The 13336-nt window shown below is 43.1% G+C and carries 16 protein-coding genes; 2 read left to right on the top strand and 14 right to left on the bottom strand.

Annotation, left to right across the window (positions count from 1 at the left end):
* Positions 1-48: 48 nt before the first annotated feature.
* The 11 genes from lepB to HS1_RS05005 all read right to left on the bottom strand — a co-directional run bounded on the left by lepB (position 49) and on the right by HS1_RS05005 (position 8103).
* Entirely contained in the window at positions 49-573 is a 525-nt protein-coding gene (lepB, locus tag HS1_RS12805; RefSeq protein WP_082757629.1) for a signal peptidase I, read from the bottom strand.
* On the bottom strand, positions 503-844 hold the full coding sequence (locus HS1_RS13075) for a hypothetical protein (protein ID WP_066061840.1): 342 nt from the start codon (positions 842-844) through the stop codon (positions 503-505). The genes lepB and HS1_RS13075 overlap by 71 nt, the downstream gene beginning before the upstream one ends.
* The gene (locus HS1_RS05045; protein ID WP_066061837.1) at positions 837-3488 is read right to left on the bottom strand and encodes a TraC family protein; all 2652 of its coding nucleotides are present in this window, start codon (positions 3486-3488) and stop codon (positions 837-839) included. Before HS1_RS05045 ends, HS1_RS13075 begins: the two co-directional genes overlap by 8 nt.
* 2 nt (positions 3489-3490) lie before the next feature.
* Positions 3491-4027 (bottom strand): TraV family lipoprotein, encoded by a 537-nt coding sequence (locus HS1_RS05040; RefSeq protein ID WP_066061834.1) that lies wholly within the window; start codon positions 4025-4027, stop codon positions 3491-3493.
* On the bottom strand, positions 4012-4224 hold the full coding sequence (locus tag HS1_RS05035; protein ID WP_066061831.1) for a hypothetical protein: 213 nt from the start codon (positions 4222-4224) through the stop codon (positions 4012-4014). Before HS1_RS05035 ends, HS1_RS05040 begins: the two co-directional genes overlap by 16 nt.
* Complete coding sequence (locus tag HS1_RS05030; protein ID WP_066061828.1) at positions 4221-5405, bottom strand: TraB/VirB10 family protein; 1185 nt, start codon at positions 5403-5405, stop codon at positions 4221-4223. The genes HS1_RS05035 and HS1_RS05030 overlap by 4 nt, the downstream gene beginning before the upstream one ends.
* Entirely contained in the window at positions 5405-6127 is a 723-nt protein-coding gene (locus HS1_RS05025) for a TraK domain-containing protein (protein ID WP_082757626.1), read from the bottom strand. The genes HS1_RS05030 and HS1_RS05025 overlap by 1 nt, the downstream gene beginning before the upstream one ends.
* Complete coding sequence (locus HS1_RS05020) at positions 6078-6659, bottom strand: TraE/TraK family type IV conjugative transfer system protein (RefSeq protein WP_082757625.1); 582 nt, start codon at positions 6657-6659, stop codon at positions 6078-6080. Before HS1_RS05020 ends, HS1_RS05025 begins: the two co-directional genes overlap by 50 nt.
* Positions 6660-6664: 5 nt before the next feature.
* Positions 6665-6949: a type IV conjugative transfer system protein TraL gene (locus HS1_RS05015; protein ID WP_066061820.1), complete on the bottom strand. Its 285-nt coding sequence runs from the start codon at positions 6947-6949 to the stop codon at positions 6665-6667.
* Between the two features lie 69 nt (positions 6950-7018).
* Positions 7019-7312, bottom strand: a complete 294-nt coding sequence (locus HS1_RS05010; protein ID WP_066061817.1) for a hypothetical protein — start codon at positions 7310-7312, stop codon at positions 7019-7021.
* A gap of 53 nt (positions 7313-7365) precedes the next feature.
* The gene (locus HS1_RS05005) at positions 7366-8103 is read right to left on the bottom strand and encodes a thioredoxin fold domain-containing protein (RefSeq protein ID WP_245670048.1); all 738 of its coding nucleotides are present in this window, start codon (positions 8101-8103) and stop codon (positions 7366-7368) included.
* Between the two features lie 313 nt (positions 8104-8416).
* On the opposite strand from HS1_RS05005, the gene HS1_RS05000 reads away from it, so the two are divergent.
* Positions 8417-9874, top strand: a complete 1458-nt coding sequence (locus HS1_RS05000) for a hybrid sensor histidine kinase/response regulator (protein ID WP_066061811.1) — start codon at positions 8417-8419, stop codon at positions 9872-9874.
* Positions 9874-11091 (top strand): RRXRR domain-containing protein, encoded by a 1218-nt coding sequence (locus HS1_RS04995; RefSeq protein ID WP_281178346.1) that lies wholly within the window; start codon positions 9874-9876, stop codon positions 11089-11091. The genes HS1_RS05000 and HS1_RS04995 overlap by 1 nt, the downstream gene beginning before the upstream one ends.
* 147 nt (positions 11092-11238) lie before the next feature.
* Here the strand turns inward: HS1_RS04995 and HS1_RS04990 are convergent, their stop codons facing one another.
* From HS1_RS04990 to HS1_RS04980, 3 genes are read right to left on the bottom strand one after another with little or no spacing between them, the layout of a single operon-like run.
* Positions 11239-12051 carry an outer membrane beta-barrel protein gene (locus HS1_RS04990; RefSeq protein WP_066061807.1) on the bottom strand — a complete coding sequence of 271 codons (813 nt, stop codon included), beginning with the start codon at positions 12049-12051 and terminating at the stop codon, positions 11239-11241.
* A gap of 12 nt (positions 12052-12063) precedes the next feature.
* On the bottom strand, positions 12064-12369 hold the full coding sequence (locus HS1_RS04985) for a hypothetical protein (RefSeq protein ID WP_066061801.1): 306 nt from the start codon (positions 12367-12369) through the stop codon (positions 12064-12066).
* A gap of 20 nt (positions 12370-12389) precedes the next feature.
* The gene (locus tag HS1_RS04980) at positions 12390-13265 is read right to left on the bottom strand and encodes a sigma-70 family RNA polymerase sigma factor (RefSeq protein ID WP_066061799.1); all 876 of its coding nucleotides are present in this window, start codon (positions 13263-13265) and stop codon (positions 12390-12392) included.
* Positions 13266-13336: the final 71 nt, after the last annotated feature.

Raw genomic sequence — 13336 nt, 5'->3', positions numbered from 1 at the left:
TGCACCATTCACGGTATTTATCTTTGGACAGTTAGAGGTTTCCTTTTTCTAAAAAATTCTATAAGCCTTTCCTATAATGGCGGTTTTATCAACAAATCCCCAGTATTTTGAGTCGTAGCTATCCCTGCTTATACCCACAACAAAATACTTTCCCGGTGGTATAATACCATTCCACTTAAAGAGTGGTGCCGGATTTCCCTTCCTGTCCCTTTCTTTTGCACAGCCGATAGGTTTACCATTACAGGTAAAACACCTGTTTTTTTCTACAAGTTTCTGTTTGGGAATACATGCAACCTTTTTGATAAAAATGGCCCCATGGGGGAAGTACTTTGATCCTTTAAATCTGAATACCACAGTATCTCCCTGCTTGAGGCTGTCAGGGTGGGGAAATGTCCAGTAGAGCTTTCCTGGCAGAGATTCATCCAGGTTTATGGATGGGTATCCCACAGTGTGAATGAAGACTATATAGAAAATTACAAAAATAATGATTCCTGTAATATTCTTAATAAGGCCTTTGCTGTCTGTTTTCAGACATTGGCTTGCTGATGACCATAATTTCTGCCAGCACCTCATCTGTAATATCCTCCACACGTTGGTTTTTCATGTTGAGAATTGCTCCTCTGATAAATACAGGCTGACTGTATGTATTCAGCTGTTGCTCAATTGCCAGGAGTTTTCTTTCAAAATCTGGAAGTTTTTTTATTCTGGTAACTGCTTTCTGAAGGTCAAATACATAGCATATTCGGGAATTCTGATGGTATTTCACCACGGCAACTGATACCAGGAAACTGATAAGAAGGGTGATAACTATGTGGAACAGAACGGAAATAATGTCTCTATCCATGGGCCTTTTTACGCAGAATTTCCTCCTCGTATTTCAGGAGTTGGTTCAGATCTACTTCTTTTCCTTCCGTTTTCTTTGCCGTCGCCACTTCCTGCCAGAAATCCCGCAGTCCGGGGATTTTCTTTATCTGGACGCACTTATCCATAATTTTTTCTATCGGCCAGCCTGCTTCCATAAAGATGCTTCTCAGCACTTTGTCGTCAGGGTCGGTGGTATAAATCCAGTAAATGTCTTCAGGAACCAGAAGCCGCAGCACCCAGTTACCGTTTTTGCAGGTTATGGCAAAAAATTCAGAGTACCTTCCCTTCTGTGTTGTCAGGGTATTGATAAGTTTATATTCAAAAGGATAGAGTCCGAATTTCTGTGTCTTTTCCATTTCCTTTACCACTCCTGACTTCTGCGGAAGGATGAACAGAAAATCGCTATTTTCCTCAATTACTTTAGTGCTTTCATTGCGGGCAAGGTCTGAGATTGACTGCATGATAATAATCAGCGCAGCATTGAATTTACGATACTCCCTGGCTGCCTTTTCTATCTGTTCCACTGCAACCTCATCATGAAGATATCTCCAGGCTTCATCCCAGATAATGATTTTCTTGAAGTGTTCACTACCGTGGTATATCTCTCTGCTCAGGTGGTAAAAGACCATCAGCAACACCACACTTTTCAGGGTTTCGTGTGTCTCACATTTGCTGAGTTCAACTACCACAAAGGGATTATGGAAATCCACCTGGTTTTTACCATTGACCAGCCTGCCGTACTGACCACCTTCTACCCATGGTGCCAGATGGTCAACAGCTATCTGCCGCAGGAGTTTGTCATGTTCACTCTCGTGCATTTCAAGCAGGGTATCTCTTATTTTTGTTATGTTGGTTTCTTTCCCGTACTTCTCAAAGGTCATCCTGATGGCCCTTTCTATGATTCCCCTTTCTCTGTCAGAAACAGGGTCTTTTGGTTTCATCATCTTGCTGACGATGGAAACCAGGAAGCTCATGTTTGCATCCAGATCTTTCACCTCGGAAAATGGATTCATGGTAATGGGATTGGCGGGGTCAATTTCTACGAACTGGCCGTTAAAAAGCCGGCAGATAGGCTCATAGGAATAGCCCACATCTACAATCCTTACCAGACTGTTCAGTGACCAGTAATGAGTGGCAATGTGGTTGGCAAGAAATGACTTTCCTAGCCCGCTAGGGGCGACTATTACCGTGTTTTTACTTGCGTTTGTATCCCACAGGCTTATGGATGCCACCTGCCCCATTCTTCCCACAAATGGGAGTGTGGGAGTGGGTGTTCCACTCCAGTCTCCCTGGACAGGTGAAAGATGGGTACAGTTGTGTACCAGATACGATGCAGCCCTGCCAAACGAAAGGGTCCTTTTCTTTCTTGCAAGTTTTTTCCCGGGTGTCGCCCTTACGTCACCGTCAAGCAGGGGATGGGTGAGGTTGAAGGGGGTGCAGGCCAGAAAGAGAGGTAGGTTGGCAATTTCTTCCTGGAGGGTAAAGTGTGAACCCTGGGCAAAGTGAGTAAGTGTGTTTACTGCACGGGTGAGGAACTGGTAATCCGGATGGTAGAGGTACCAGATGAGGGAGCATTTCCAGAATACTCCATCCTGGGTTAATCTGTTAGTTGCGTAAAGGAGTTCATCCACTCTCTCTTCGTGTTTTTTTGAAAAAGAAGAAATCTTCTTTGCTTTTGGTGTGGCTGCCTCCTTGGCGTATATTCTCCTCTTTTCCATCTCGGTTGCTCTTCTTGCACATAGTACCAGAAAAAAAGGAGTGTTGATTTGCTCGGCATCGTTTCCCATTATATTGCCAACCAGGTTTCTTGCCCTGCCAATATCAATTTCTTTTGGATAGGCCTGTACCGTGAGAGCCTTACCGTAAACTCCATCCACCCTTATATAATCATCATCCTGCTCAATAACTGTATCTCCCATGATGCACTGTTTTCTTATTTCTTGCGCGGGGTCATAATGGAGACTTTCTGAGCGGTTTTTGTCATGGTTGGGATTGAATATCAGATAGTAAATCTGAATCAGCTGCCGGGGTTTTACCCTGTATGGAGTAAAACCAGCGGCCTTCAGGGTGGAGAAAATTCTTTCTCTCAGATGGTAGAGTTCTTCCTTTTTCTTCTGATACTGGTTCAGTGAATAGGGCAGCTTCAGGACGAAAAACAGCCTGAAGTTTCTCAGGGGACAGAGCCATTCCGGAAAGGGTCCGTTCCAGATGTGTTTTCTGTAAAAATCTGCATATCTTTCCACAAACCAGCGTTTTTCCTCCGGACGCATGCTCACGTAGGACTGCAGGAATGGTTCTATATATTCCGACCCCCATAGTATGAACTGGATCAGTGTATCTTCCGGCAGGTCTGCCTTATAGATACCATCACGCAGGGCCTGAACGGTTTTTTCTCCTGCAGCGGTAAGTGGAGGAAGCTCATACATGAGACCAACTGTGTTATCCGCACAGAAAAAAAATCCCAGATCAGGATCAAACGATTGAGGTAGGATAAAATTGGACAGTGGGTTCTTGACATGGAGTCTCTCAAGGGCTTCTACTTCCAGCCCGTCCACTTCCGGGAGAAACGATTCAATGAAGTTTCTGAAAAAAATTTTTATTCTCGTGAAGTAATTTCCTTTCACGGTTACTTTTTCTCTTTTTCTTTGGATTGGCTATTGTCTGTTTTTAATGGTCTTGCGACTGGTTTCTCTTTCTTTATTCCCTCCCTGGCAGGAGACAGGAGGTAATCGCCCAGTATCCATTTACCCTCACTGACCTTGACATAGGAATATTCATAGGAGTGAAACACACCTGAGGCATCCACATGAGGCATGATGAGTACACGCAAAATAGTATCAGGGGCTTTAATTGGAACCGGAGGAGACTTAACTATATTTTTGAATATCTCCTGTTTTTCTCTTTCAAGTTCTGTCTCTCTGAGTGATTTCTTGCTGGCAATCTCATTGACTTTTTTTTCTGCAATTTTCGCTGCTGTTTTTTCAATCAGTCTTTTAAGCTGTTGCTGTTTCTTTTTATTTTTCGTAATGGCTGAGAGGTCCACATCCACGGCTGAAGTGGGAGGTTCACCCAGATGCCTTATGGCTGGTTTCCTGCCTGCACATCCACATATCAGTATTAAGCTCGTAAATATTAGAAAGAAGTTTTTTACTGAAGAGGACATTGACATGGGCACTGCTCCTTTTCTTTTTTTTCTTTTTTGTCCTGCTTAAGTGATTCTTCATATACCTGCTTGATACTGCCGCAGTATCCCCCCTCATATTCTTTTTCACAGGCGTAGTGCTCGTGGTAGGGTAGCAGGAGCCTTGAGCAACCTGTAGACAGAATAAGGATCAGGAATAAGATAGTTATCTTTTTCACGAGCTTTTCTCCAGATTTACTTTTTTTAGAAATACTATTTCCACCTTTCTTCCGGCAGTAATTTCAACAACTGGAAAAGTTTCATTAACCAGCTTCATGTAAAAATCTGACAGTTTCTTCGCTGCTTCCGCCGCACCGGAATACATGGAAAGTCTTGTAACCTCTCCGGGTTTTACGGTTTCGGTGGCCCCCAGTGGTGAAATACTTACGTATGTGCCTTGCTGCTGAAGGATTTTGCTTGCCCCCTCAAGGAAGCCTGCTACCAGCGTGCGGGCCAGGAGTGCTCCCTGTTTGCTTACCACTCTGCCCTTCAGGCCGATTTTCCCGTCCTCACCGGAGATATATCCCTCTATCTTTCTTTCCAGAATGCTGGTGTCTTCCTTTACACATGACAGAGTATTTAGCCTTATATATGCCCTTTCGGAGGATAGGTCTCCGTATCCCTCTCCTATTACAAAGCAACTTTTTATGTCAGAGTAAAACTTGTTGGGCAGGACGGTCAGATCAGTAAGTCTGATCAGAACAGGATGTGGTGAACTGCTGGCCTTCCCCCCTGTGGGGGCATCAAGACCGGACAACAAAATGCCGGATGTGAATGAACCTGCAGGAATAGTATTTTCTATATTCTCTTTTGCCTTTTTTTTCTGCCTAATTGTGGTCTTTACCGGAGAATTTACTTTTTTCTCTCCGCTTCCCTTCACAACTGCTATAAGGTCAATTGATTCCACGGTTATTCCCTGTGATGCCTGCTGCTTTACCTGTGCTGGAGGAACGGGAGGAGTCGTTCCGGTAGGTGCTTTTGCAGGAGGTGGTGGAGGGGGTGGGATGAATGGACTGGCCTGTTTTTGTTTATTTTCTGATGGTGGTGGCGGTGGAGGTGGTGATAGTGGAGTTCCTTTCTGACTCTTTGTCATATTCTGAATTTCCTTCAGCTTCTTCTCCATCTGCTTCAACCGTCTCTGCTGTTCTTCCAGACGTTTTGTGGCCGTGGCCAGCCAGGATTCCCTGGTGAGGTCTTCTTTATGGGTGGTAATCTCCGGCCTGGGGTGTGCTCTGTGTCCCCTGGGTTTAATCATGAAATAAACACCGATAGCCAGTATAATCAGCACAATACCTGTTATTGCCTGGTAGAAAAGTTTCTTTTTGTTTCCCTGCTGTATATTTTCCCAGAATTTTTCCATCAGCTTTTCCTGGAGACAATAAAGAGCCTTGCCGTTTCTCCCTCAGTAAGTATGAGTTTTGAGAGTGATATTGCCAGTGGATTTCTTGTTATGTGAAGAAAGTGAATCTCATCAAGGTTCACTTTCTGTTTTGCCGTGATAACATATTCATATACCACGTAGTGTGCTCCTTTCATCTTGCGCCGGAGGAACACCTCGATTTTGTCAAAGTTCTTGAGAGGCTGATTTGTTTCTTCTACCTGGTAACCCTCCGGAGGCTGCTCCAGATAGGCAGACCTGATAAGTTCCAGGAGGGTTTTACGATAGGGACCGCTCTTTTCGTATTCAGTAGCTTTTTCTTTTTCGTAAGCCGGCAATCTCAGGGCAATGGTTTCAGCAGGAATATCCTTTGGAGTCAGAACAAGAGAGAAAATTTTTCCTCCACATTCAAGGTAGAGTTCCCTGGGGTAGGATGGATAAACCAGCTTCTGTTGGCCTGTCTCAGGGTTGAATTCCTGATGCGGAATAATTTTTACAAAGGCATTCTGGCCGGCAATTTTCACCTGGATGTTTTTTTCTTTTGAAAAGATGGCCTGTCCTATACTGACAGGACAGATAATTCTGTTTGTGTCTTTAAGAGAAATGTCTACAAACTGATAACCCTCTCCCTGGACAACCTGAAAGGCAAAAAGGTTAGATGTTACCATAAGTTTTGCGATAAGTATCAAGATCCATTTCTTCATATTTCACAATCCTGAATCTTCCATCCTTTATTTTGTAAAAAGCTACACATACAATCTGTGCCTGGGGCACAGGTTCCTTGCCAAGAAATTTTTTGCGTATTCCAATAACAATAACCCTGTCGGGCATTACCCTGGTTTCCTGCTTGATGAAAAATGATGAGGTGTCATATCTTATGAGTTCATCTGCTTCAGCAAGTAACCGGGCTTCTATCTCGTGATAATATTGTGGCGCAACAAACCTCAAAAATTCCTGTCTCCGCTGTTTAACAGTTTTAGGGGTGTAATCATTAAGTAGTCCCACAGCATATTCGGTCATTAACGTGATATATTCGTAGCTGGCTCTGTTTCCCTGGATGGAAAACTGTTTATCAATAAAATTTGGCACAATTACCACTCTTACCTGTTTTGCCAGAAAAATTAGCATTGCCCCCTCTACCATCACGGTTATCATCAGACTAAAGATTATCACCTTCAAGAATCTATTTTCTGAAAGTGTACTGGTGTAAGTGCTGAGATATTTTTTAAATAGCATGATTTTTATTCCCAGAAGTACCTGTAGTAGCCAGGAGGTATCGTGGGGTAGTCAAATACTCCACGCCGCCACAAATGATGCAGTACTTTGTTTACCCTTCCTCTCTTTTTGAATATCTTGATATAAAGCCACATGCCAATGATTCCGGCTATCGTTCCCGGCAGTGCTTCCTTGAAGAAAACAAAAGAAAGCCCGATACAGGTCACAAAAACGATTATTTCATCCATTTCCCACCACAGAAAGAGTGGGGGTTTATCCAGTGTGGGACAGAACCTGGTCTCAAACTCCACGGTACGCTCCTTTTTTAAAAAAAATTGCTACCGGGGTGAGGAAACCCCGGTAGCCTCAATGATTGGACACTAGAAACATGCTCCCATATTGCTAATAATTGTAACAATGTGGGGTACCAGCACCGCTGCCACTATACCACCGAGGAAAATCAAAACATTCCTGAACTGCCATGCCAGGAACAACCCCACTGCTACAGCTACTATTGCAAAGGTCATACCCCAGTAACCACCGATCCCCTGGCTGATGGCGTCGTAGGCAGGCTGCAGTTCTGTTCCTGAAGAGGTGTCGAAAGCCATGGCGGCAGGTACAAGCATGCTTCCAACCAGCATAAAAATGCTCAGGATTACAAAAAGTTTCTTCATTCCTTTCACCTCCTTTTCTCTTTTTATTCTTATAATAGTGAAGGGGTAAAATTTTACTTCAGGACACTTTCAAGCTGGCGCATGTTTGCCCCGACTATTCTCTTTCCATTCCCGGTGAAAAATGTAGGGACTCCCCGGATTCCCAGTTTTCTGGCCAGAGTGGAAGATTCATTAACAATTTTCTTGCCTCTCTCACACTGGTAGTCATCTGTTTTATTCTCCCTCTCCCAGTCCTTTTTCAGGTATTGCTCCAGGGTAAGCTTTCTGCAGATTGCCTCTATAGCCTTATCACGGCCCACGGGAATATGAACCGGGAAAAAAATTACCTTCAGTTCCGCATTGAATTTATCAGCGACCTGTTTGATCTGACTTTCGGCACGGCCGCAGAATGGACATACAGGGTCGGTAAACATATATATGGTATGCTGAGCATTTTTAGATGGTCTGTAACTCATGGCCACCAGGTTTTCTACCTGGCTTTTGAGTTTGCCAAACTGTTTAGCTTTTAGCTCACTTATTTTGTTCTGGGTTACCTGTGTCCTATTTTCAAATACCTCACCTGCAATAACAAAGTTCTTTGTGGCATAGACCGGGGTATATTCACCGTTTATATCAAGGATAATCTCGCACAGTCCATGTACAGGACGCATGGAGATAATCTCTGCCGGCGGGATGGGGACGTGTTTGCGTAGTGTTTCAATGGTAATACCCTTACATACACTGGCTGTCTTGCAAAAGCTGGTTGAACAGGTAAAAGTAACCATACACAGCAGGATAAACATACATTTCATTACTTTCACTTTTTCCTCCTTAAAATTTTTATAAAGTAATAACAAAATACTAAAAATTTTTGCCCATTCTTAATACTGTGGGAAATGGGGAACATGGATGTTTTGTAAGCTTCTCTCTGTCAATCTATAAAAAACTTGACAGGTATGTTTCTTGGAGATAAAAAAACAAAAAATTGGGGGAATAGGTGAAACTCCTGTTACCTATTACCAAAAACAAAACCCACCGGGGCTTGTTGTAAGTCTCAAATCACGACTCCGTTCCTTTTTTAAAAAACCTAATTTGAAATGAAGTTTTGTTTAAAGGAGAATGGCCATGGATGAGGAAGTTAAAGAATTAATGAAATATAAACTTCTTTTTGAAAAAAGTCCTGACCCCATTGTACTTGTGGGTGGTAATGGAGAGATAAAAATGGCAAATCCTGCTTTTTTATCTCTGGTGGGAGAAAAGGCTGATGTGGTAATTGGTAAATCATTTCTGGATTATGTGGTTTCTGAGGATAAAGATCAGTTATCTCAATATCACAAAAAAAGAAGGACAGACCCCAGAACTGCTCCATTACGGTATGAATTTGGTCTTTTGACAAAAAAAGGAGAGAAAAAAATCATTGACCGCACAGTCATCCTTCTACCTGATGGTGAAACTACACTTTCTATTCTCAGAGATATCACCCCCTATAAACAACTTGAAATCCAGTTGATTCAGGCACAAAAGATGGAGGCCATTGGCCGACTGGTGGGAACCATTGCCCATGACTTTAATAACGTTCTTCAGGCAATAATAGGCTATAGTCAGCTTTTGTTAAGCAAAATAAATAAAAATGACCCCAGGTGGAATTATGTTTATCAGATAAACACCATTTCAAATGAGGCTGCTAATCTTGTCAAACAGCTTTTACTTTTCAGCCGTAAGCAGCCGATAGAAACCATACCTGTCAATATTAATCAGGTTATAGACAATATGAAAGAAATGATCGTTCGCATCATTGGTGAGAATATTGAGTGTAAGTTCTCTCTGGATAGGAAACTCCGGGAAGTAGAAGCAGATATTACTCAAATAGAGCAAATTATTATGAATCTTATTACCAATGCTAAGGAAGCCATGCCTGGAGGTGGAAGACTGATTGTAGAGACAAAGAATTTAAAGATAGACAAAGCATTTGCCTCCATGCGTGGGATTGAACCAGGTGATTATGTTATGCTTGGTGTGGCTGATACCGGAAAGGGCATGGATGAAAAGATTAAACAACATTGTTTTGAACCATTCTTTACCACTAAAAAAGATGGAACTGGACTTGGACTGTCCACTGTGTATGGAATTGTTAACCGGATGAAAGGATGTGTCAGGGTATATTCTGAACTTTATAAAGGAACAATTATTAAAATATACTTACCACAGGCAAAGACCGCTGTTTTATCCTCAGCAAAACCTGAGATAACAGATATATCACCAGGTGGAGGGAAAACCGTCCTGGTAGTGGAAGATAGTAAAGAAATAAGAGAATTTTTGAAAGAAATGCTTGAAACACTGGGCTATAGTGCAGTTTTTGCCAAAAATGGTGCAGAGGCACTTGAACAGGCCAAAAAATACCCGGTGGACGTCCTTCTGACAGACATAGTAATACCAGGGATGAATGGATATGAACTGGCAAGACATTTATATGCATTACGGCCTGAGATAAAAGTAGTTTATATGTCTGGTTACCCGAAGGGAGTTTTAACCGAAATGAATGTCAACTACCCCGCCCTAACGGACGGGGCTTGGAGTGAGTAGTGGAAGCCAACCACGAAAGCTCTAAGACTAAACGGGAGACTAGGGTGGCCAAGATGTTCCAAAGAAATTTGGAAGGTCGCTTGAAGGCAGCTGAACCAGCTGAGGGTGGCACCTCAAAGCATGCTATGGGTGTTCCGCTAGCCTGTAGCCTCTGCGCTGGTCAGTCCCGAAGCGGTGTACATACTCCGAGAAAAGGAGGCTTACAGCAAGTTTTTGTCCCAGTAGTGGACAAAAATCAAGTCCCTCTAATGCCTACCAAACCCTCTAGGGCCAGGAGGTGGATTAAAGAGGACAAGGCAACCCCTTTTTGGAAGAAGGGTGTATTCTGTGTGAGACTTAATGTGGAGCCATCATCAAGGAAGACAGAACCAGTAGTTGTTGGAATAGACCCTGGTTCAAAGAAAGAAGGCTTTTCGGTTAAATCAAGGGCCCACACCTACCTTAACTTAGAGGCTGATGCGGTAACCTGGGTTAAAGAGCATGTTAAGCAGAGAAGGCAAATGCGAAAGGCTAGAAGATTCAGAAAAACACCTTGCCGAGCTAATCGAAGTAATCGTTCGATTGGCGGTATTCCACCAAGCACAAAGGCAAGGTGGGGATGGAAGTTAAGGATTTGTCGGTGGTTGAAAAAACTCTATCCCATAACCCACTTTGTTGTTGAGAACATTAAGGCTTGGACAAAAAGGGGAAAGAGAAAATGGAACAAAAATTTTAGCCCGCTTGAAGTAGGCAAGCAATGGTTCTACCGGGAATTGAACCGACTAGGACACGTAATCACAAAACAGGGTTTTGAGACCAAGGAGATAAGAGGAAGGTTGAACCTACCTAAAGACCACTGGATTGATGCTTGGTGTCTGGCTTATTCACAGGTCGGAGGAGCTTTACCTGATAACCGGAATATCTTGGGTATTACTCCGCTCAGGTTTCACCGAAGACAGCTCCACGCTTTACAACCTTCAAAAGGCGGAATAAGGAGACCTTACGGTGGAACGATCAGCCTGGGCTTCAAAAGAGGTTCATGGGTAAAGCACCCAAAGTGGAGTCTATGCTATGTTGGTGGCTTTCTAAAGGATAGGCTTAGTCTACATTCCCTGGTTGATGGTAAGAGACTAACTCAAAGTGCCAAACCGGAGGACTGCAAGTTCCTAACTTATTCAAGCTGGAGGGTGCGGCTGCTCCCCACGCTTTCGCGTGGGGTGTCCGCCGCACAGATCTAAGATGAAGAAACCACGGGGGACTTTTCTCCAGAAGCCTTTTACCATGGAACAACTTGCTGTAAAATTAAAAGAGGCAGCAGGGGAAACTGATTGAGAAATGTCTTGCCGTTACGCTCGCCTCAGTAACGATAGAGAGCGGGGTACTTGTCAGAAACTATAACTTATTCCGATCTTAACGGTGAAATGATGGGTACTGCTTGCTGGCTCATATAGTTGCCATCCGGTCTGCTCTTCTATTTTTGATTCCTCAAGTGCCCAGTATGTATACCGGGGAACTACATAGACTGCCCAGTGTGGACTGAACTTATAGGACAGAGGTATTTGTATCCTGAACCCCGGCCGCCATTGCGGTTCAAGCTTTACATCCTCAAAAGCAGGATCAAGTTCATGCAGATGTACATCAAGTTTCGGAGAAAGTGGAAACAGGACTGCAAGGTCAACCCCTGCGGACCATGGTCTTGTGTCGGAGTTATAGATTACATTTATTCCCAATGGAAGAAATACCCACTTGTAAACTTCTTCATAGTTTCCAGTTTCTGCATCTGCCTCTCCTCTTGTCCAGTGCCTGTATCCGATACCTGTATACGGAGTTATATCAAGAATGCCCCAGGTGAGGTCAGCAGCGAAGGTGTATCCAATGTTACCCTCAATTGTCCAGATGGTTTCGTGCTCATTATCAAATTTCAGTGGTTCTCCAGTTTGTGTCTGGCCCTTATATGTTGCGCCGTGAGTGAGATTCAGGTCAAAGGTTCCTCTTATCCACCATGCCTTTTCTTTAAACAAAACCCCGGCGTTCACACCGGGCAGAAATCCATAGTCCTTACAAAGTGTGGTATCATATTGAGTTTCCTTATAGTGAAAGTAACCCACATTTCCACCAAGGGATATTCTTGTTTCTGCATGTATTGCAGTTGTGGAAAAAGTGAGACAGACAATTACGGCCATAATAAGCTTTTTCATTTCTTTACCTCCCTATATTTTCTTTTCGATCTGAGAAAAATAATTTTTGTCCAGTATTTCCAGGACTTCTTCTCTTACCTGCTCCGGCAGGCTGGCCGATAATTCTTCCAGAAAACGGGCAACCATGACCAGAATGGGATTTATTACTTTTTCCACGATAAAGACTGCTTCAGGAGTGTAGCCTGAATGGGATTTCTGCTTCAGCCGGACTATTTCTGCACGCAGCCGGTTTTTTTCCTGCTCATGCAACTGCGTTATTTCCTGAAGGATGTTATTCAGATCTGGGTTTATATATCCCGATGCTTTATCTTTTTTCATTTTAAAATGGTAATAGGAAGTTAATAAAAATTTACCTGCGACCTGATTTTTGCACGGAGTGTGGCCAGGGCTTCTTTTTCCAGCTGACGTATTCTTTGCTCGGTACGCTGCAACTGCCTGGCAACTTCGGCATAGTTTCTGGGCGTGCATCCCCAGAGGCCATAAAGAAGCACCAGGACTTTTCTCTGAATGGGTGGCAGATACTGAATGAGGAAATACACACGTTGTTTCAGCCCATTGTCCAGGAGATTTTCTCCAATGGGGTTCTGGTCATAATTCCCATTATTTCTACAATTTTCAACATCGTGAGTTTCCAGGGAAATCGGGCGGAAATACTGTTTCATCTTTGCTTTCAATAAAATGATTTCATTTCCATTTATAGCAATTTCAACAGACTTTCCTACCACCCTTACTTGGTAGTTATGATTTTCAAGGAATCTGTTCAGGTCTGTGCGCATTGAAGATGAAAGAGCCACTTTCTGATTACCGAAGGTATCAGAACGAAGTTTAAGGATGGAAATAAGGTCTTTTTTACAGTCAGGTCTGATTGGTAAGGAGTGTATATAGAAATAGTTGTTTTCTGTGAAGGTTTCATTCATGGCCTGACGGAGGTAAAAGTATACCCATGAGTTAAAACTTGCTCCTTTTTTCCTGTCATAGGTTTTTTTTGCCCTGGCAAGTGCCAGGAATGCTATCTGGTATACTTCGGCGAGGAATACCCTGTATGCGTTTTGTTCCTGAGATTTTTCAGAATTGGAATTTGCTATTTCTTTTGGAACAAACGGGTAGTATTCTCTGGCCATTTTTTCAGCCAGTGGCCAGATTTTTTTCAGATACTGCCGGTAATTTTCTGGTATCCGGTCCTGTATGGCATCTATTGTGGTTTTTCCTGTCACGGAATCTTTTTAAAACCAATTCTGAAATATGGACAAAGGGTGGTAAAGTGCCATTTTGCATGTAATTTTGC

The organism is Candidatus Desulfofervidus auxilii, assembly GCF_001577525.1.
GTDB classification, from domain to species: domain Bacteria; phylum Desulfobacterota; class Desulfofervidia; order Desulfofervidales; family Desulfofervidaceae; genus Desulfofervidus; species Desulfofervidus auxilii.
Note: the sequence above shows the minus strand (reverse complement) of the source record. Positions and strands in the feature narration are given on the sequence as shown.

Coding starts and splice junctions, on each gene's coding strand:
- HS1_RS05020 (WP_082757625.1), bottom strand. CDS start 6,659: ATGCTATTTAAAAAATATCTCAGCACTTACACCAGTACACTTTCAGAA.
- HS1_RS04990 (WP_066061807.1), bottom strand. CDS start 12,051: ATGAAAAAGCTTATTATGGCCGTAATTGTCTGTCTCACTTTTTCCACA.
- HS1_RS05010 (WP_066061817.1), bottom strand. CDS start 7,312: ATGAAGAAACTTTTTGTAATCCTGAGCATTTTTATGCTGGTTGGAAGC.
- HS1_RS05040 (WP_066061834.1), bottom strand. CDS start 4,027: ATGTCCTCTTCAGTAAAAAACTTCTTTCTAATATTTACGAGCTTAATA.
- HS1_RS05030 (WP_066061828.1), bottom strand. CDS start 5,405: ATGGAAAAATTCTGGGAAAATATACAGCAGGGAAACAAAAAGAAACTT.
- HS1_RS04985 (WP_066061801.1), bottom strand. CDS start 12,369: ATGAAAAAAGATAAAGCATCGGGATATATAAACCCAGATCTGAATAAC.
- HS1_RS05005 (WP_245670048.1), bottom strand. CDS start 8,103: ATGAAATGTATGTTTATCCTGCTGTGTATGGTTACTTTTACCTGTTCA.
- HS1_RS05000 (WP_066061811.1), top strand. CDS start 8,417: ATGGATGAGGAAGTTAAAGAATTAATGAAATATAAACTTCTTTTTGAA.
- HS1_RS13075 (WP_066061840.1), bottom strand. CDS start 844: ATGGATAGAGACATTATTTCCGTTCTGTTCCACATAGTTATCACCCTT.
- HS1_RS05025 (WP_082757626.1), bottom strand. CDS start 6,127: ATGAAGAAATGGATCTTGATACTTATCGCAAAACTTATGGTAACATCT.
- lepB (WP_082757629.1), bottom strand. CDS start 573: ATGAGGTGCTGGCAGAAATTATGGTCATCAGCAAGCCAATGTCTGAAA.